19 protein-coding genes and 1 tRNA gene are annotated in these 17,637 nt (G+C 58.6%); 4 read left to right on the top strand and 16 right to left on the bottom strand.

Annotated elements, in window-relative coordinates; all coding sequences use genetic code 11:
- Positions 1-134: 134 nt before the first annotated feature.
- The 4 genes from AC07XF_RS08575 to AC07XF_RS08560 all read left to right on the top strand — a co-directional run bounded on the left by AC07XF_RS08575 (position 135) and on the right by AC07XF_RS08560 (position 3,872).
- On the top strand, positions 135-1,511 hold the full coding sequence (locus AC07XF_RS08575; RefSeq protein ID WP_495026147.1) for an L-serine ammonia-lyase: 1,377 nt from the start codon (positions 135-137) through the stop codon (positions 1,509-1,511).
- 36 nt (positions 1,512-1,547) lie between these two features.
- On the top strand, positions 1,548-2,672 hold the full coding sequence (gcvT, locus tag AC07XF_RS08570; protein WP_495026146.1) for a glycine cleavage system aminomethyltransferase GcvT: 1,125 nt from the start codon (positions 1,548-1,550) through the stop codon (positions 2,670-2,672).
- 403 nt (positions 2,673-3,075) lie between these two features.
- The gene (locus AC07XF_RS08565; RefSeq protein ID WP_007931076.1) at positions 3,076-3,288 is read left to right on the top strand and encodes a cold-shock protein; all 213 of its coding nucleotides are present in this window, start codon (positions 3,076-3,078) and stop codon (positions 3,286-3,288) included.
- Positions 3,289-3,383: 95 nt separating this feature from the next.
- The gene (locus AC07XF_RS08560; protein ID WP_495026145.1) at positions 3,384-3,872 is read left to right on the top strand and encodes an RDD family protein; all 489 of its coding nucleotides are present in this window, start codon (positions 3,384-3,386) and stop codon (positions 3,870-3,872) included.
- A 135-nt stretch (positions 3,873-4,007) separates the two neighbouring features.
- Here the strand turns inward: AC07XF_RS08560 and nadA are convergent, their stop codons facing one another.
- The 16 genes from nadA to aspS form a co-directional block, all read right to left on the bottom strand.
- Positions 4,008-5,066 carry a quinolinate synthase NadA gene (gene nadA, locus AC07XF_RS08555; protein ID WP_007995624.1) on the bottom strand — a complete coding sequence of 353 codons (1,059 nt, stop codon included), beginning with the start codon at positions 5,064-5,066 and terminating at the stop codon, positions 4,008-4,010.
- Between the two features lie 272 nt (positions 5,067-5,338).
- Positions 5,339-5,414 (bottom strand) — tRNA-Lys (locus AC07XF_RS08550).
- A gap of 63 nt (positions 5,415-5,477) precedes the next feature.
- Positions 5,478-6,170, bottom strand: a complete 693-nt coding sequence (gene queC, locus AC07XF_RS08545; protein WP_007982287.1) for a 7-cyano-7-deazaguanine synthase QueC — start codon at positions 6,168-6,170, stop codon at positions 5,478-5,480.
- Position 6,171: 1 nt separating this feature from the next.
- Entirely contained in the window at positions 6,172-6,819 is a 648-nt protein-coding gene (gene queE / locus AC07XF_RS08540; protein WP_007982285.1) for a 7-carboxy-7-deazaguanine synthase QueE, read from the bottom strand.
- Positions 6,820-6,984: 165 nt separating this feature from the next.
- Positions 6,985-7,824, bottom strand: a complete 840-nt coding sequence (gene ybgF, locus AC07XF_RS08535) for a tol-pal system protein YbgF (RefSeq protein ID WP_495026144.1) — start codon at positions 7,822-7,824, stop codon at positions 6,985-6,987.
- A 6-nt stretch (positions 7,825-7,830) separates the two neighbouring features.
- Entirely contained in the window at positions 7,831-8,328 is a 498-nt protein-coding gene (gene pal, locus AC07XF_RS08530) for a peptidoglycan-associated lipoprotein Pal (RefSeq protein ID WP_003178634.1), read from the bottom strand.
- A 52-nt stretch (positions 8,329-8,380) separates the two neighbouring features.
- A complete protein-coding gene (gene tolB, locus AC07XF_RS08525; RefSeq protein ID WP_495026153.1) occupies positions 8,381-9,661 on the bottom strand; it encodes a Tol-Pal system beta propeller repeat protein TolB in 1,281 nt (426 codons plus the stop codon).
- A gap of 17 nt (positions 9,662-9,678) precedes the next feature.
- Positions 9,679-10,758, bottom strand: coding sequence for a cell envelope integrity protein TolA (tolA, locus tag AC07XF_RS08520; RefSeq protein ID WP_056726036.1), 1,080 nt, complete (start codon positions 10,756-10,758; stop codon positions 9,679-9,681).
- Complete coding sequence (tolR, locus tag AC07XF_RS08515) at positions 10,758-11,210, bottom strand: protein TolR (RefSeq protein ID WP_162130292.1); 453 nt, start codon at positions 11,208-11,210, stop codon at positions 10,758-10,760. The genes tolA and tolR overlap by 1 nt, the downstream gene beginning before the upstream one ends.
- 23 nt (positions 11,211-11,233) lie before the next feature.
- The gene (gene tolQ / locus AC07XF_RS08510; protein ID WP_007995636.1) at positions 11,234-11,929 is read right to left on the bottom strand and encodes a protein TolQ; all 696 of its coding nucleotides are present in this window, start codon (positions 11,927-11,929) and stop codon (positions 11,234-11,236) included.
- Positions 11,919-12,386 (bottom strand): tol-pal system-associated acyl-CoA thioesterase, encoded by a 468-nt coding sequence (gene ybgC / locus AC07XF_RS08505; protein WP_085714501.1) that lies wholly within the window; start codon positions 12,384-12,386, stop codon positions 11,919-11,921. Before ybgC ends, tolQ begins: the two co-directional genes overlap by 11 nt.
- A 127-nt stretch (positions 12,387-12,513) precedes the next feature.
- Positions 12,514-13,575: a Holliday junction branch migration DNA helicase RuvB gene (gene ruvB / locus AC07XF_RS08500; protein WP_495026143.1), complete on the bottom strand. Its 1,062-nt coding sequence runs from the start codon at positions 13,573-13,575 to the stop codon at positions 12,514-12,516.
- Complete coding sequence (gene ruvA / locus AC07XF_RS08495; protein ID WP_007995640.1) at positions 13,576-14,184, bottom strand: Holliday junction branch migration protein RuvA; 609 nt, start codon at positions 14,182-14,184, stop codon at positions 13,576-13,578.
- A gap of 114 nt (positions 14,185-14,298) precedes the next feature.
- Positions 14,299-14,823 (bottom strand): crossover junction endodeoxyribonuclease RuvC, encoded by a 525-nt coding sequence (ruvC, locus tag AC07XF_RS08490; RefSeq protein ID WP_008015799.1) that lies wholly within the window; start codon positions 14,821-14,823, stop codon positions 14,299-14,301.
- A 151-nt stretch (positions 14,824-14,974) separates the two neighbouring features.
- Positions 14,975-15,721, bottom strand: a complete 747-nt coding sequence (locus AC07XF_RS08485) for a YebC/PmpR family DNA-binding transcriptional regulator (RefSeq protein WP_495026142.1) — start codon at positions 15,719-15,721, stop codon at positions 14,975-14,977.
- A 135-nt stretch (positions 15,722-15,856) separates the two neighbouring features.
- Positions 15,857-17,632 carry an aspartate--tRNA ligase gene (gene aspS, locus AC07XF_RS08480; RefSeq protein ID WP_007995642.1) on the bottom strand — a complete coding sequence of 592 codons (1,776 nt, stop codon included), beginning with the start codon at positions 17,630-17,632 and terminating at the stop codon, positions 15,857-15,859.
- Between the last annotated feature and the right edge of the window lie 5 nt (positions 17,633-17,637).

Below are 17,637 nucleotides of genomic sequence, written 5' to 3'. Positions count from 1 at the left end.
TCGCGAAGGCGGTGTGTCAGCCGCCAAATGTGCTGCCTGTTTCGCCGCCTTCGCGAGCAAGCCCGCTCCCACAGGGATCTGCACCAAGCCCCCTGTTTCCGCCTATTCCTATAACAAGAAACCGGAGAACCACCATGTCGTTAAGCGTGTTCGACCTGTTCAAGATTGGCATCGGCCCCTCCAGCTCCCACACCGTCGGTCCGATGCGCGCCGCTGCACGTTTCGTCGAAGGCTTGCGCCGTGAAGGGCTGCTGACGGCCACCACCTGCGTCAAGGTCGAGCTGTACGGTTCGCTCGGCGCTACCGGCAAGGGCCACGGCAGTGACAAGGCTGTGCTGCTCGGCCTGGAAGGCGAACACCCGGACACCGTGGACACCGAAACCGTCGCTGCGCGTCTGCAAGAAATTCGTGGCAACGGTCGCTTGAACCTGCTCGGCGAACACAGCATTGCGTTCAACGAGAAAGAACATCTGGCAATGATTCGCAAACCGTTGGCCTATCACCCCAATGGCATGATTTTTCGCGCCTTCGACGCGGCGGGCCTGCAGGTCCGCAGTCGCGAGTACTACTCGGTCGGCGGCGGTTTTGTGGTCGATGAGGACGCCGCTGGCGCCGATCGCATCGTCGAAGACGCCACGCCCCTGACCTTCCCGTTCAAAAGCGCCAAGGACCTGCTCGCTCATTGCGCCAAATACGGCCTGTCGATCAGTCAGGTGATGTTGACGAATGAAAGCGCCTGGCGCCCGGAAGCGGAAACCCGCGCCGGCCTGCTGAAAATCTGGCAAGTGATGCAAGACTGCGTCGCCGCCGGATGCCGCAATGAAGGCATCCTGCCCGGCGGGCTGAAGGTCAAGCGCCGGGCCGCCGCGCTACATCGGCAACTGTGCAAGAACCCGGAATCGTCCTTGCGCGACCCGCTGTCTGTGCTGGACTGGGTCAATCTCTACGCCCTGGCGGTCAACGAAGAGAACGCCAACGGCGGGCGCGTCGTAACGGCACCCACCAACGGTGCGGCGGGGATCATTCCAGCGGTATTGCACTACTACATACGTTTTATCCCCGGTTCGAATGACGACGGCGTGGTGCGTTTTCTGCTCACTGCGGCGGCCATCGGCATTCTGTACAAGGAAAACGCCTCGATCTCCGGCGCCGAAGTCGGCTGCCAGGGCGAAGTCGGCGTTGCCTGCTCGATGGCGGCCGGCGCCTTGTGCGAGGTCCTTGGCGGCACCGTGCAACAAGTGGAAAACGCCGCGGAAATCGGCATGGAACACAACCTCGGGCTGACCTGCGACCCGATTGGCGGGCTGGTGCAAGTGCCTTGCATCGAGCGCAACGCCATGGGTTCGGTCAAGGCCATCAATGCCGTGCGCATGGCCCTGCGCGGCGACGGGCAACACTTCGTCTCCCTCGACAAGGTTATCCGCACCATGCGCCAGACCGGTGCCGACATGAAAAGCAAATACAAGGAAACCGCCCGTGGCGGTTTGGCGGTCAACATTATCGAGTGCTGATGTGCGCTCATCTGCACCATTCTTCAGGAGCTGAATATGTCCACCGAACAACTGTTGAAAACCCCGTTGCACGCACTGCACATCGAACTCGGCGCCCGCATGGTCCCGTTCGCCGGCTACGACATGCCGGTGCAATACCCGCTGGGCGTGATGAAAGAACACCAGCACACCCGCGACCAGGCCGGGCTGTTCGATGTCTCGCACATGGGCCAGATCCGCCTGACCGGCGCCAACGCGGCCAAAGCCCTGGAAACCCTGGTGCCGGTGGACATCATCGACCTGCCGGTGGGTATGCAGCGCTACGCGATGTTCACCAATGCGACCGGCGGCATCCTCGATGACCTGATGGTCGCCAACCTCGGCAACGACGAACTGTTCCTGGTGGTCAACGCCGCTTGCAAGGACCAGGACCTGGCCCACCTGCGCAAGCACATCGGCGACCAGTGCACGATCGAGCCGTTGTTCGAAGAGCGCGCCCTGCTTGCCCTGCAAGGCCCCGCCGCAGTGACCGTGCTGGCACGTCTGGCCCCGGAAGTGGCCAAGATGACCTTTATGCAGTTCGCCCGCGTGAAACTGCTGGGCGTGGACTGCTTTGTCAGCCGTTCGGGATACACCGGTGAAGACGGGTTCGAAATCTCCGTGCCGGCCGCCAACGCCGAAGCCCTGGCTCGTGCACTGCTGGCTGAAGCGGAAGTGGCCGCCATCGGCCTTGGCGCTCGTGACTCCCTGCGTCTGGAAGCCGGCCTGTGCCTGTACGGCCATGACATGAACACCGAGACCAGCCCGATCGAAGCGAGCCTGCTGTGGGCGATCTCCAAGCCACGTCGCGCTGATGGCGCACGGGCCGGTGGCTTCCCTGGCGCCGAAACCGTATTCGCTCAGCAACAGGCAGGCGTAAACCGTAAACGCGTAGGCCTGCTGCCGCAGGAACGTACACCGGTGCGCGAAGGTGCCGAGATCGTCAACGAAGCCGGCGACATCATCGGTAGCGTCTGCAGCGGCGGTTTCGGCCCGACCCTGGGCGGGCCGCTGGCCATGGGTTATGTCGACAGCGCTTACATCGCACTGGACACACCCGTTTGGGCGATTGTTCGTGGGAAAAAGGTGCCTTTGCTTGTAAGCAAAATGCCATTTGTTCCACAACGCTACTATCGTGGCTGATTGAATGTTTCTATAAGTAACGCGGTTGCGTTAACTGTGCACTAATGTGTAACGCAACCGCCATAAAATAGTGCATTGTTTGACTCTAAGCTTCGATTATGAACTTTGCTTATAACGATCGAAAACAATTGAACAGCGATAACGTATAAGGCACCACGAGTGGACTGACTTTGCCATCAACCTGAGGAAATACGGGGCTTTCACAGGGCTTGTTTTTTCTCCCGTAGTTGGCGTAGAGTTTGTTCACTGTGTTTGCATGGGTCGCTTGGAATCGTGACCTGGGCAGTAGCCTACAAGTTAGCTACATCCCGTTCGACGTCTTCTTACTCTCCTGCAACCAGCCCCAGTACTCTTTCACGAGAAGGAGACTGTCATTAATTTTTTGCGTCAAAGGAAATAAGAAATGTCCCAACGTCAGAGCGGTACCGTCAAGTGGTTTAACGACGAGAAAGGTTTTGGTTTTATCACTCCAGAAAGCGGTCCGGATCTGTTCGTGCATTTCCGCGCTATTCAGGGCAACGGTTTCAAGAGCCTGAAAGAAGGCCAGAAAGTGACCTTCATCGCCGTGCAAGGCCAGAAAGGCATGCAGGCTGACGAAGTACAAGCAGAAGGTTAATCTTCTGTAACGAAAAAGCCCCTGATGCTGACATCAGGGGCTTTTTTGTGCGCGTAAATCCGTAAAATGGCTTCTTTTTTCACCGAGAGCCTGCCATGTCGAAACACCTGCTTACTCCCCAGGGCGACTTTCCTGCCGCTGGCCTGGGTCGTCGTCTGGCAGCCATGTTCTACGATTTCCTGCTGTGCACCGCCCTACTGATCGTCACCAGCGGCATCTACAAGATGATCCAGATGGCGATCATCGGCGAAGAAAGGATGCGCACCCTGACCGAAGCCGGCGCGCTGGACGGTGATCCCCTGCTCTCCACCGTGCTGTTGTTCGTACTGTTCGGCTTTTTCGCGAAATTCTGGACCTGGTCTGGTCAGACCCTGGGCATGCAAGTCTGGTGCATCCGGGTACAGAACGCCGACGGCTCATCCATCAGCCTGTGGCAGGCGCTGCTGCGCTTTGTGGTGTCCATCGCTTCCTTGCTGTGCGTTGGCCTGGGCTTCATCTGGTTGCTGTTCGACAAGCAGAAACGCAGTTGGCATGACATCTATTCCAATACCGAACTGGTGCGGATTCCGAAGAAGACCAAATAGCTTCCCGACGCAGAAACCACTGTGGGAGCGGGCTTGCTCGCGAAAGCGGTGTGTCAGCCGATATCAATGTTGCCTGACACTACGCCTTCGCGAGCAAGCCCGCTCCCACAGTTTTTTGGGCCTGGTTGAATGAGCTTATGCGTTACCCGCCAGCTTCATCCGCGCCGCCTGAGTGAAATCAAGCATGCGCTTGAGCGGGCGAATCGCCTGCGGAATCAGTGCCGGGTCGACAAAGATCTCGTTCGCCCCTTCCTTCAACGCCTTCAGCGTCCGCTCAAGGGTGTTCATGGCCATCCACGGGCAATGCGCACAACTGCGGCACGCCGCGCCGTTACCCGCCGTAGGGGCTTCGATAAAGACCTTGTCCGGGCACAGCTGCTGCATCTTGTAGAAAATGCCGCGGTCTGTCGCAACGATCAGCGTCTTGTTCGGCAGGCTCTGTGCCGCCGCGATCAACTGACTGGTGGAACCAACGGCATCGGCCAACTCAATCACCGATGTCGGCGACTCCGGGTGCACCAGAATCGCCGCATCCGGGTACAGCGCCTTCATGTCTTCAAGCTGCTTGGACTTGAACTCTTCGTGAACGATGCAGGCACCGTCCCACAGCAGCATATCGGCACCGGTCTGGCGCTGAATGTAGGTTCCCAGGTGCTTGTCCGGGCCCCAGATGATGGTCTCGCCGTTGTCCATCAGGCTTTCGACGATTTCCAGCGCACAGCTTGAAGTCACCACCCAATCCGCTCGGGCTTTTACCGCTGCGGAAGTGTTGGCGTACACCACCACCGTGCGCTCCGGGTGCTGATCGCAGAACGCGGAAAACTCATCCACCGGGCAACCCAGGTCGAGCGAACAGGTCGCTTCGAGCGTCGGCATCAGCACGCGTTTTTCCGGGTTGAGAATCTTGGCGGTCTCACCCATGAACTTCACGCCGGCGACGACCACGGTCTTGGCCGGATGGGCATTGCCGAAACGGGCCATCTCCAGCGAGTCGGAGACACAGCCGCCCGTCTCTTCGGCGAGTGCCTGAATGACAGGATCACAATAGAAGTGGGCCACCAGCACCGCGTCCTGAGCCTTGAGCTCGGCAGCGATGGCAGCACGGTAATAAGCCTCTTCATCGGCGGTCAGCGGCTTGGGCTGTTTGGCGTCGAGGTGGGCTTGAACCAGAAGGCGTTCGGAAATTTGCGTCATGTTCGCAAGACCTGCAGGCGCATTCGCGCGAAAGTCGAGTATACACCCGGCTCCGGCCCCTTCAGGGTACCGCCGGGAAAGTGAGTATTCATCAGGCACGGACAGCGTTGAAGCTGCGCAAGGCTACAGAATATCCAACGGATGCAAAAGGTGATTCTGACCTGCGTCATGCGCAGCAGCCCGGAGCAAGGCGGACCTGAATCGCGGGCAAAAAAAAACCCGGAAATCCTCACTTTCGTGGGCCTTCCGGATTTTCTAAACTGCTACAAAAATGGTGGGTCGTGTGGGATTCGAACCTACGACCAATTGGTTAAAAGCCAACTGCTCTACCAACTGAGCTAACGACCCGCTGTGTGGTGGCGCGTATAATACTGATTTTTAAGGACTATTCAACACCTATTTTGAAATAAATCAAAAATAAGGTGTTGGATCACTGATTCCGGCCGCCGCAAAGCCTTCTGCACGCAGTCGGCAGCTGTCGCACTTGCCGCATGCACGACCGTTATCGTCAGCCTGGTAGCAGGAAACGGTCAGGCCATAATCCACGCCAAGCTTCACGCCCGCCTGGACGATCTGCGCCTTGCTGAGGTTTTGCAGCGGTGCCTGGATGCGGAAACCATTGCCTTCTACGCCGGCCTTGGTGGCCAGATTGGCCATACGCTCGAAAGACTCAATGAACTCGGGACGGCAGTCCGGGTAACCGGAGTAATCCACCGCATTGACGCCGATGAAGATGTCTCGTGCACCAAGCACTTCAGCCCAGCCCAGCGCCAGGGACAGGAACACCGTGTTACGCGCCGGCACGTAAGTCACCGGAATGCCCTCACCCAACTCTTCCGGAATATCGATGCTACTGTCGGTCAGCGCCGATCCGCCCATGCCGTTCAGGTTCAGACCGATCACCTTGTGCTCGACCACACCCAGGTCCCGGGCGACACGTTCGGCGGCATGCAGTTCGGCGTGAGAACGCTGACCATAGTCGAAACTCATGGTGTAGCAGCTGTAGCCTTCGGCGCGAGCCATCGCCACGACCGTCGCCGAATCCAGGCCACCGGACAGCAGGATGACCGCACGTTTTTCAGCAGTATTGAGTTGTTCAGTCATTTCAGCGCCCCGGCTCGTCATTCCAAAGATATTTATGCAACTGCAATTGCAAACGCACAGGCAGGTTGTCCGCCACTATCCAGTCCGCCAGGTCCCGGGCATTGAGATCATGGTGACTTGGCGAGAACAGGACTTCACCGGCACGCTGGTCCAGACCGTACTGGATCAGTTTGGATACGGACCAGTCATAGTCCTCCCGCGAGCAGATGACAAATTTCACCTGGTCGTTGGGCGTGAGCAGCTCAATGTTTTCGTAGCGATTGCGGTGTGCTTCCTTCGAACCCGGGGTTTTCAGGTCGACAACGCGACTGACCCGGGAATCTACCGCCGAGATATCAATAGAGCCACTGGTTTCCAGTGACACTTCGTAACCGGCATCACACAAGCGCTTGAGCAAGGGAATGGCGTTGGGTTGCGCCAAGGGCTCGCCGCCCGTGACACAGACGTATCGCGGACGAAAACCGGCGACCTGCTCGAGGATATCGTCGAGCGTACGAATGGTTCCGCCCGTGAACGCGTAGGCGCTGTCGCAGTATTGGCAACGCAGAGGGCAACCGGTCAGGCGCACAAAAACTGTGGGCAGGCCGGCAGTCCGCGTTTCACCCTGCAACGAGTAAAAAACTTCGGTGATTCTCAATGTGTCTTGCATAGTCGCCACGGGCGTAACAGCTAAACAGGCTGTCCGCCTCCGTCAGGCACTTCAAGGAACCCCGACAAAGCGCAGATCCCAAAAAGCGTGTTTCATAAAAGGGCGTGAATTCTAACGAAAAAACCCGCGACAAGCGCGGGTTTCTTTGAAACGGGTCAAACAGGCTTACATTTTCTGCAGATCGCGCTGGGCCAGTTGAGCAGCGGAAGTGCCCGGATACTGGGACACAACCTGCTGCAAAATGCCTTTGACCCGATCGGTATGACCCAGGCGACGCTCTACATCAGCGAGCTTGTACAGCGAGTCCGGCACTTTGGCGTGCTTTGGATACAGCTGCGAAACCTTGGCAAACGCTTGACCTGCGCCTTGCAGATCGCCTTTGGCCAGGTTCACTTCGCCCAACCAGTATTGGGCGTTGCCCGCGTACTGGCTGTTCGGGTACTTGCGCAGGAAAGCCGAGAAAGCCTGGCTGGCCTTGTCGAAATCCTTGGCCTTGATCAGGTCGAAGGCAGCATCGTAATAGAGCTTTTCCTTCGCCGGATCTGCCGGCTCGCTACCCGCGGCGGGTGCTTGAGCGGCGGCTGCGCCTGCTGCCGCACCTGCTGCTGCACCGGGGGTATTCAAATCACCACCGGTGGAAGAATTTTCAGGAGTCGCGGCTGGTGCAACGCCGGTTCCTATGCGCCGATCAAGATCCTGATATCGCTCCAGGTTTTCCTGCTTCATGCGCGCTACATCATTTTGCAGAACTTCAATCGCACCTTGCTGGCGCTCGATCTGTTGCTGCATTGATTGCAGTTGGTTGAACAGCTCGCCCTGTGCCGAGACAGGGGCCGAAACCCCTCCCCCGGCATAGGCGCCGTTCGTACCGTAACCTGCAGGCGGATAACTGCTCCCGCTATTGTTATAACCGGAGTTGTCATCGACCACAGGAACCGCAGCCCACACCGCAAGCGGGGCGAGGCTGAGAGCCAGAACAGTTACAGCACGACGGCACGTTCGCATGACGAATTACTTACGCAGTTCGACGCGACGGTTTTGAGCCCAGGACTGCTCGTCGTTGCCGGTAGCAACTGGACGCTCTTCACCGTAGGAAACCAGTTCCAGCTGAGCTGGGGAAACACCTTGCAGTACCAGGTAGCGCTGAACGGCTTTCGCACGACGCTCGCCCAGTGCCATGTTGTACTCACGAGTACCACGTTCGTCGGTGTTGCCTTCCAGAACAACGCGAGCGCCGTTTGCTTTCAGGTCTTTGGCGTGAACGTCCAGAGCGCGCATGGCTTCTGGCTTCAGGTCCGAACTGTCGTATTCGAAGTAGAAAGTGGTGATAGCGCGCAGTGCAGCTTCTTCGCTCAGGGAGCCGTCAACTGCACCAGTGTTTGCGCCGTAACCAGCGTTTGGATCTACCGCGCCTTCACCGGCATTGTCGCCGCCTTTGGACGAGCAACCTACAGCTACAGCCATGGCGAGAGCCAGCGCAGCAAATTTACCAAACTTCAGCATTTCCATCGTGAAACTCCTAATGAACCCCAGTGTGTTAAGTAAAACGTATAGCGCCGCGTCAGTTCAGGTAAGGGGACCAGGAAGGTTCTCTGACTTCGCCTTGTGCGGTAGGAAGTGGGAGCCTTACGCGTCCATTGATGGACACGAGCATCAAGACTCCCCGGCCCTGCTGGCGGGTGGCGTAGATTACCATGGTGCCGTTGGGCGCAACAGTGGGCGACTCGTCCAGAGTGCTATCAGTGAGGATTTTTACACTACCGCGTTGCAAATCCTGAGCCGCCACTTTGAAATTGGTGAAACCATCCTGACGGTGAATCATGACAAGCGTCTTTTCATCAGCCGACAGTTTAGGGTTGGCGTTGTAGTTACCGACGAAAGTCACACGTTCGGCACCGCCACCACCCACGCTGGTTTTGTAGATCTGCGGTTTGCCGCCACGGTCGGAAGTGAAGTAGATGGTCGAGCCATCCTTACCCCAGAACGGTTCGGTGTTGATACCTGGACCATTGGTGACGCGGGTGATCTGACGCGAACCCAGGTTCATCACGTAGATGTCCGGGTTGCCGTCTTTCGACAGCACGAACGCCAGGCGATTGCCATCCGGCGACCAGGCTGGCGCACCGTTCAGGCCTTCGAAGTTGGTGATCTGCTCACGGCGGCCGGTGTCGATGTTCTGCATGAAAATACGCGGACGCTTCTGCTCGAAGGAGACATAGGCGATGCGCTTGCCATCCGGTGCGAAACGCGGCGACAGGATCGGCTCGCGCGATTGCAGCAGAGTCACGGCGCGAGCACCGTCGTAGTCCGAACGTTGCAGGGTATAGCGAGTGTTGTTCTCGGAGAAACGCTCGGCCGTTACGTACAGCAAGCGAGTCGAGAAGGCACCCTTGATACCCGTGAGCTTTTCGAACGACTGGTCAGAGATGTAGTGCGCCATGTCGCGCAACTGATCGACGCCGCCCGACACGCTGCCGGTCAGCACTTGCTGCTCGGTGGCCACGTTGAACAGTGCGTATTGCACCTGCAGGCGACCGCCCGCCGGAACAATGCTGCCGACCATGACGTACTGGGCACCCAGTGCCTTGAAGTCACGGAAGATGATTTCGCTGGCCTGGCTCGGCTGGCTGATCATGTTCTGCTTTGGAAGCGGCGAGTAGTAACCCGAGTTGCGCAGGTCGTTACCGATGATTTCCGCCATATCGTCCGGCAGCACGCTACCACCCTGGAAGCCGAACGGCACAACGGCGATCGGGGTCGCCCGATCGCTGCCGCTGGTAACCAGAATGTTTTTCTCATCTGCCATCGCCATCCCTGCCATGCAGCAGATAACGACCAGCATTCCTCGTAGAAGGTTTCTCACAAGGCTAGATCCTCAGGTGTGAATGTCATCTTGAATGAACGATACGGAGCGAAATCACTCGGCTTCATTCCCTGCATTTCTGTCAAACGTCCAATATTCTTCACCGCTGCAACAGCCGATGCGTCAAACGGACCGTCGCCACTGGACTTGGACACGCTGACCGAAGTCACCGTACCGTCCGGCAACATGCCGATTTGCAATACGACCGTCATGCCTTTGCGTGCCGAAGGTGGACGAGCCCAGCCTTCCGCTGCACGCGCACGAATCAGGTCATCGAAACTGCCGGCAACTTCGTCGCCCTGCTCATCGGCCAAGGCCTGCTGACGCTGCGGCGTGTCGGAAAGCAAATCTGCCAGGGCCTGGGCCTTTTTGTCTTCGGCGGATTTACGCGCCGCGTCCTGCGATTTCTTCTTCGCAGCATCGGCAGCAGCTTTCTTCTTCGCTTCCTCGGCGACTTTCTTCTTCGCCTCTTCAGCCTCAGCTTTCTTCTTGGCGTCTTCCGCGGCTTTCTTCTTCGCGTCTTCGACGATCTTTTTCTTGGCCTCTTCAGCGGCCGCTTTCTTGGCCTCTTCTTCCGCAGCTTTCTTGGCTTCTTCTTCGGCTTTCTTCTTGGCTATATCAGCCAATTGTTTCTCTTCTGCCTTCTTGGCTTCCGCGGTTTTCTTCGCGTCGTCGGCTTTCTTGGCTTCATCAGCCTTTTTCGCCTCGTCCGCTTTCTTCGCCTCGTCAGCCTTCTTGGCTTCTTCGGCCTTTTGAGCCGCCTCTTCTTTCTTTTGTTCCGCAGCCTTCACCGCTTCCTGCTCGACCTTTTTCTGCTCCATCTGCTCGACTTCGGTCTGACGCGCAGCAGATTTCTGCGCCTCACCCGCAATCTTCTGATTGGTCTGGGTGGTCGCCCGACTTTTCGATTTCAGCTGGTACAAGGTCGCCTGGACAATCGGCTTGGCCGGCGGCAGTTCCGGGGTAAAGGCAAAACTGACGAACAGCATGCCGAACACCAGCACGTGCAAGCCAATCGCCCAGACACTAGGCCAGAAGTAGCTTTCCGAGGCGGACGGCTCTCGCTGTTGCTGCATCAGGGCGCCTCGGTAATCAAGCCAACATTACCGACCCCGGCTTTCTGCAACCCGCCCATGGCCCCCATGACGGAACCGTAATCGACGGATTTGTCGCCGCGAATGAAGACTTGGGTGTGCTTGCCGTTTTCATTGCCGACGCGAATGATCTTGGTCACGGCGTCAGTCATCTGCGGCAACGTCATGGCCCGGTCTTGCTGCTTGTCTGTGTCGACTTCGCTGCCAAGGTTCCAGTAGTAGGTCTTGTCGGATTTGATGGAAATGGTCAGGACCTGGGTGTTGTTGTCCTGCGGCAAGGCTTCGCTGGAAACCTTGGGCAGATCAACTTTCACGCCCTGATTGAGCATCGGCGCGGTCACCATGAAAATGACCAGCAGTACCAGCATCACGTCGATGTAAGGCACCACGTTCATCTCGGCGACCGGCTTGCGCTTTTTGCGAGCTCGAGCGATTAAAGCCATTGGAAATTACCTGCTTATTCTTCGCTGGTGTGCACTTTGCGGTGCAGGATCGCCTGGAACTCGTCGGCGAAGGTGTAGTAGCGGCCCAGCAGGGTTTCGCTGCGAGCAGCAAAACGGTTGTAAGCGATAACGGCTGGAATGGCCGCGAACAGACCGATGGCCGTGGCGATCAATGCTTCGGCGATACCCGGGGCCACAGTGGCCAGGGTCGCTTGCTGGGCGGTCGCCAGACCACGGAAGGAGTTCATGATCCCCCAAACGGTACCGAACAGACCGATGTACGGGCTGACGGAACCGACAGTGGCCAGGAACGGCAGGCTCTGCTCGAGCTTCTCTTCTTCACGGGAAATGGCGACGCGCATGGCGCGGGCCACACCTTCCATGACAGCTTCCGGGTCAACGCCTGGCTGCTGGCGCAGACGGGAGAATTCCTTGAAACCGGCACGGAAGATTTGCTCGACACCCGAATCAGGGTCCGGGTTGCTGCCGGCCTGACGGTAGAGCTTGGACAGGTCGATTCCCGACCAGAAGCGCTCTTCAAAGCTCTCCAGGGCACGTCGACCGGCGCGCAGCAGGTTGCTGCGCTGAAAGATCATGATCCACGAGGTCACCGATGCGGCTACCAGGGTCAGCATTACCAGTTGCACCACGATACTGGCATTGCTGACCAGGCTCCACATGGAGGAATGGTCGACGACGTTAGCTTCCACGCTTTATCTCCTGCTTTGAGTGTGTACCCGCGCCGCTCACGTCGGCAAAGGCCGCTCGTAGAGCTTCGGGAATGGCCCGGGGTTTCAAACTGTCAGTGCGCACACAGGCCACCAAAAACTGCCCTTCGCAGAGCAGCGCATTATCCGTTGCCCGCCTGACCTGCTGTTTAAAGCGCAGGCTGGCACGGTTCAATTCGATTACTTCAGCGCTTACCAGCAGTTCGTCGTCCAGTCGCGCCGGCGCGTGGTAGCGCGCTTCGCTGGAATGCACGACGAACAACAGGTCCTCCCCTGCCAGCTGCGATTGGGCAAAGCCCAGATCTCGTAGCCGCTCGGTTCGAGCCCGTTCCATAAACTTGAGGTAATTGACGTAATACACGATGCCGCCCGCATCGGTGTCCTCGTAATAAACGCGACAACGATGTGCGAAAGGCTCAAGCCCGTTTTGCGCGCGCATACTCTAGTGCTTACTCCTCAGGTTGCCAATCCGGCCAGGCAACTGTTTTTCATTGTTCTGCGGCTTTCTTGCGAAAGTACGGTCCTGGGACCCTACATTGCCCGAAAAAATCAGCACGCAACGTTAATTAATCGTCACTGGCATCGAGGAACTCGTCTACCACGGGCATTTCGCCCAATCGTGACGGGATGTTTAAACCGAAATGCAGGTAGGCATGTCGCGTCACCACCCGCCCCCGTGGCGTGCGCATGATGTAGCCCTGCTGGATCAGATAAGGCTCCAGCACGTCTTCAATGGTGTGACGTTCTTCGCTGATGGCGGCGGCCAGACTGTCGACTCCGACTGGCCCGCCGTCGAATTTCTCGATCATGGTCAGCAACAGACGCCGGTCCTGGTGATCGAAACCACGCTCGTCGACGTCCAGCAGGTTCAGCGCCAGGTCGGCAATCGGCTTGGTGATATGCCCCTTGGCGCGAACTTCGGCGAAATCACGCACCCGGCGCAGCAGTCGGTTGGCGATCCGTGGTGTGCCACGGGCACGACGGGCGATTTCGAAGGCACCTTCCGGGTCGAGCGGCAAACCGAGGATGCTCGCCGAACGACCGACAATGGTCGCCAGGTCGGCGTTGTTATAGAACTCCAGGCGCTGGACGATGCCGAAACGGTCACGCAACGGGTTGGTGAGCATCCCTGCCCGCGTCGTCGCGCCGACCAGGGTGAACGGCGGCAGATCCAGCTTGATCGAACGCGCGGCAGGCCCCTCACCGATCATAATGTCGAGCTGGAAATCTTCCATGGCCGGGTACAGCACTTCCTCAACGATGGGCGACAGGCGATGGATTTCGTCGATAAACAGCACATCGTGGGGCTCAAGGTTGGTCAATAGCGCCGCCAGGTCACCGGGTCGCTCCAGCACCGGCCCCGAGGTGCTCTTGATCGACACGCCCATTTCCTGGGCAATGATGTTGGCGAGCGTGGTCTTGCCCAGGCCCGGCGGCCCGAAGATCAGCGTGTGATCCAGGGATTCTTTACGACCGCGAGCGGCCTGAATGAACAACTCCATCTGCTCGCGAACGGTCGGCTGACCAATGTATTCAGCCAGGCTGACCGGGCGAATCGCCCGGTCCTGGACTTCTTCGCGCTCACGCGGACTATGCGTGGCAGCGATCAGACGATCAGCTTCAATCACTTAGATCATTCCCTTCAAGGCGCGGCGGATCATGTCTTCACTGCTCAAACCTTTCTCTTTGATCGCAGACACCGCCTTGCTGGCTTCCTGCGGCTTGTAGCCCAGGGAAATCAGGGCGCTGACGGCGTCATTTTCGGCAGTATTCACCGGGGCCGGCCCATCCGGCTGGTTCGGCACCAGGGCGAACATGGCCGGTACGGTTTCCCAGGCCTTGAAGCGATCCTTGAGCTCCACCAGCAGGCGTTCGGCGGTTTTCTTGCCGACGCCCGGAACCTTGGTCAGCGCCGAAGTATCCTGGGACTGTACGCAACGAACCAGTTCATCGACTTCCAGGCTCGACATCAAGGCCAGCGCCAGTTTCGGCCCGACGCCGTTGAGGCGAATCAATTCGCGAAAAAAGTCCCGCTCACGCTTGCCGACAAAACCATAGAGTAACTGCGCGTCTTCGCGCACGACCAAATGGGTGTGCAAGGTCAGCGGCTCACCGACCGACGGCAAACGGTAAAGAGTCGTCATGGGCACTTCAAGTTCATAACCCAGACCGTTTACATCCAGAATCAGATGCGGAGGCTGCTTCTCAGCCAGGGTGCCGCGCAAACGTCCAATCACGTTACAAATCCTTGAGCGTTGGCCAGCTCTGGGCCAGCGACTGACAGAGCGAGGGAGTACCGCCGACAACCCAGGCGAAACGCCCCCACTCCATAAAAATGATTGCTGATGCTATCAGAGACGCAGGCGCCCGCCACGACTGCGTGCTGCTCCCAGACCATGGGGCAGCAGGCTGGAACGGGTATGAGCATGGCAGATGGCAATGGCCAGGGCGTCGGAAGCATCGATTTGCGGTTTGCTGGTCAGCTTCAACATATGCATGACCATCATCTGCACCTGCTCCTTGTTGGCCGCACCTGTACCGACCACCGCCTGCTTGACCTGCGTCGCCGTGTACTCGGCGATTTCCAGACTCTCTTCCGCCCCCGCCACGATAGCGGCGCCACGGGCCTGCCCCAGTTTCAGGGCGGAGTCGGCGTTACGGGCCATGAACACCTTTTCGATCCCCATGGTCACCGGATGGTAGGTCTGAATGATCTCTCGCACACCGCGATAGACGATCTGCAGGCGCTCATGCAACTCGCCGGCACCGGTGCGGATACAACCGGAGGCCACGTATTCGCAGCCACGGCCGGTATCACGAACCACACCGTAACCGGTAATGCGCGAACCGGGGTCGATACCAAGAATTAAAGTCATAACGCCTGCGAATTAAGGAAGTGCACTGTATTCAATGAAACAAATGTGGGAGCGGGCTTGCTCGCGAAGACGGTTTCATATTCAGCAACGACGTTGCCTGCAAGTCCGCATTCGCGAGCAAGCCCGCTCCCACACTGGATCTTAGTCGCCCTTAACCGAGCTGCGCGGCCACCGACTCCGGAATCTCCGCGTTGGAATAGACGTTTTGCACGTCATCCAGGTCTTCGAGCATGTCGATCAGCTTGAGGACTTTCTCGGCGCCTTCCAGATCGAGCTCGGCGCTGGTGGTCGGCAACATGACGATTTCCGCATCGTCACCTTTGAAACCCGCCGCTTCCAGTGCGTTACGCACGGAATAGAAACCGGAAAACGAGGTGAACACGTCGATGGAGCCGTCTTCGTTGGTCACCACGTCATCGGCATCGGCTTCCATGGCCGCTTCCATCAACGCGTCTTCATCCACACCTTGAGCGAAGGAAATCTGGCCCTTGCGTTCGAACAGGTACGCTACCGAGCCATCGGTACCGAGATTGCCGCCGCACTTGCTGAAAGCATGGCGAACCGCAGCCGCCGTACGGTTGCGGTTGTCGGTCATGCACTCGACCATCACCGCCACGCCGCCAGGACCGTAGCCTTCGTAGGTCAACTCGACCACATCATCGGTATCGGCAGCCCCGGTGCCCCGGGCAACGGCACGATCGATGATGTCACGACTCATGTTCGCACCAAGGGCCTTGTCCAGTGCCAGACGCAGACGCGGGTTGGAGCCCGGATCACCGCCACCCTGACGGGCTGCGACGGTCAGCTCGCGAATCCACTTGGTGAAGATCTTGCCTCTCTTGGCATCCTGACGTTCTTTGCGGTGCTTGATGTTCGCCCACTTGGAATGACCTGCCATAACTCGCTCCGAATTCTCTTTGAAACATTGCCCGCCACGCCATGATGCGCCAGCCGGCAAATAAAAATCCTGACCCGTTTTCGATCTTTACAGATAGAAAAAAGGCGCATCCGAAGATGCGCCTTCAGGTCAACCTTACTCAGCCTTAGGCGTTTCGCGCAGTCGAATGTGCAGCTCGCGCAATGCCTTGGCATCCACCTGGCCCGGTGCCTGAGTCATGACGTCCGCCGCGCTCTGGGTTTTCGGGAAGGCGATCACTTCACGGATCGACTGGGCGCCGGTCATCAGCATCACCAGACGGTCCAGACCGAAGGCCAGACCACCGTGCGGCGGCGCGCCGTACTTCAGGGCGTCGAGCAGGAAGCCGAATTTCTCTTCCTGTTCGGCTTCATTGATACCCAGCAGACGGAACACCGACTGTTGCATCTCTTTGCGGTGGATACGGATCGAACCGCCACCCAGCTCGGTACCGTTCAACACCATGTCGTAGGCACGGGACAGAGCGCCAGCCGGGTTGGCTTCCAGCTCTTGCGGGGTGCACTTCGGCGCGGTGAACGGGTGGTGCAAGGCGGTGAAGCTGCCGTCGTCGTTCTCTTCGAACATCGGGAAGTCGACGACCCACATTGGCGCCCACTTGCAGGTTAGCAGGTCCAGGTCGTGGCCAAGCTTGATCCGCAGGGCACCCAGGGCCTCGCTGACGATCTTGGCCTTGTCGGCGCCGAAGAACACGATATCGCCATCGACCGCACCGACGCGATCGAGGATCACGTTGAGGTTGTCTTCAGGGATGTTCTTCACGATTGGCGACTGCAGGCCTTCGACGCCTTTGGCGCGCTCGTTGACCTTGATGTACGCCAGGCCTTTGGCACCGTAGATGCCGACAAACTTGGTGTAGTCGTCAATCTGCTTGCGCGGCATGCTCGCGCCGCCGGGCACGCGCAGGGCCGCGATGCGGCATTTAGGGTCGTTGGCCGGGCCGCTGAACACCTTGAAATCGACTTCCTTGAGCTGGTCGGCAACGTCAACCAGTTCCAGCGGGTTACGCAGGTCTGGCTTGTCGGAACCGTAGCGGCGCATGGCTTCTTCGAAGGTCATGTGCGGGAACTCGCCGAATTCCAGGCCCAGCACTTCCTTGAACAGGTTGCGGATCATTTGCTCGGTCAGGCCCATGATCTCTTTTTCATCGAGGAAGCTGGTCTCGATGTCGATCTGGGTGAATTCCGGCTGGCGGTCGGCACGCAAGTCTTCGTCACGGAAGCACTTGGCGATCTGGTAGTAGCGGTCGAAGCCGGCCACCATCAGCAGCTGCTTGAACAGCTGCGGCGATTGCGGCAAGGCGAAGAACGAACCGGCATGCGTACGGCTCGGCACCAGGTAGTCGCGCGCGCCTTCAGGGGTAGCGCGGGTCAGGATCGGCGTCTCCACGTCGAGGAAGCCGTTCTCGTCCAGGAAGCGACGGATGCTGGTGGTCATGCGCGAACGCAGACGCAGCTTCTCGGCCATTTCCGGGCGACGCAGGTCGAGGAAGCGATAGCGCAGGCGGGTTTCTTCGCCGACGTCGGAGAACTCGTTCAGCGGGAACGGCGGGGTTTCCGATTCGTTCAGCACTTCCAGCTCATAGCCGAGGACTTCGATCATGCCCGACGCCATGTTGGCGTTGGTCGCACCGGCCGGACGCAGGCGCACCTTGCCGGTGATTTTCACGACGTACTCGCTGCGCACGCGATCGGCAGCGGCGAAGGTTTCAGCGCGGTCCGGATCGAACACAACCTGGGCCAGACCATCACGATCACGGATATCGAGGAAAATCACCCCACCGTGGTCACGGCGACGGTGGACCCATCCGCAAAGGGTAATTTCCTGGCCGTCCAGGCTTTCGTTCAGTTGGCCGCAATAATGGCTGCGCATCATGGTCG

It is taken from the genome of Pseudomonas sp. GW821-FHT01C01 (assembly GCF_059422645.1).
Note: the sequence above shows the minus strand (reverse complement) of the source record. Positions and strands in the feature narration are given on the sequence as shown.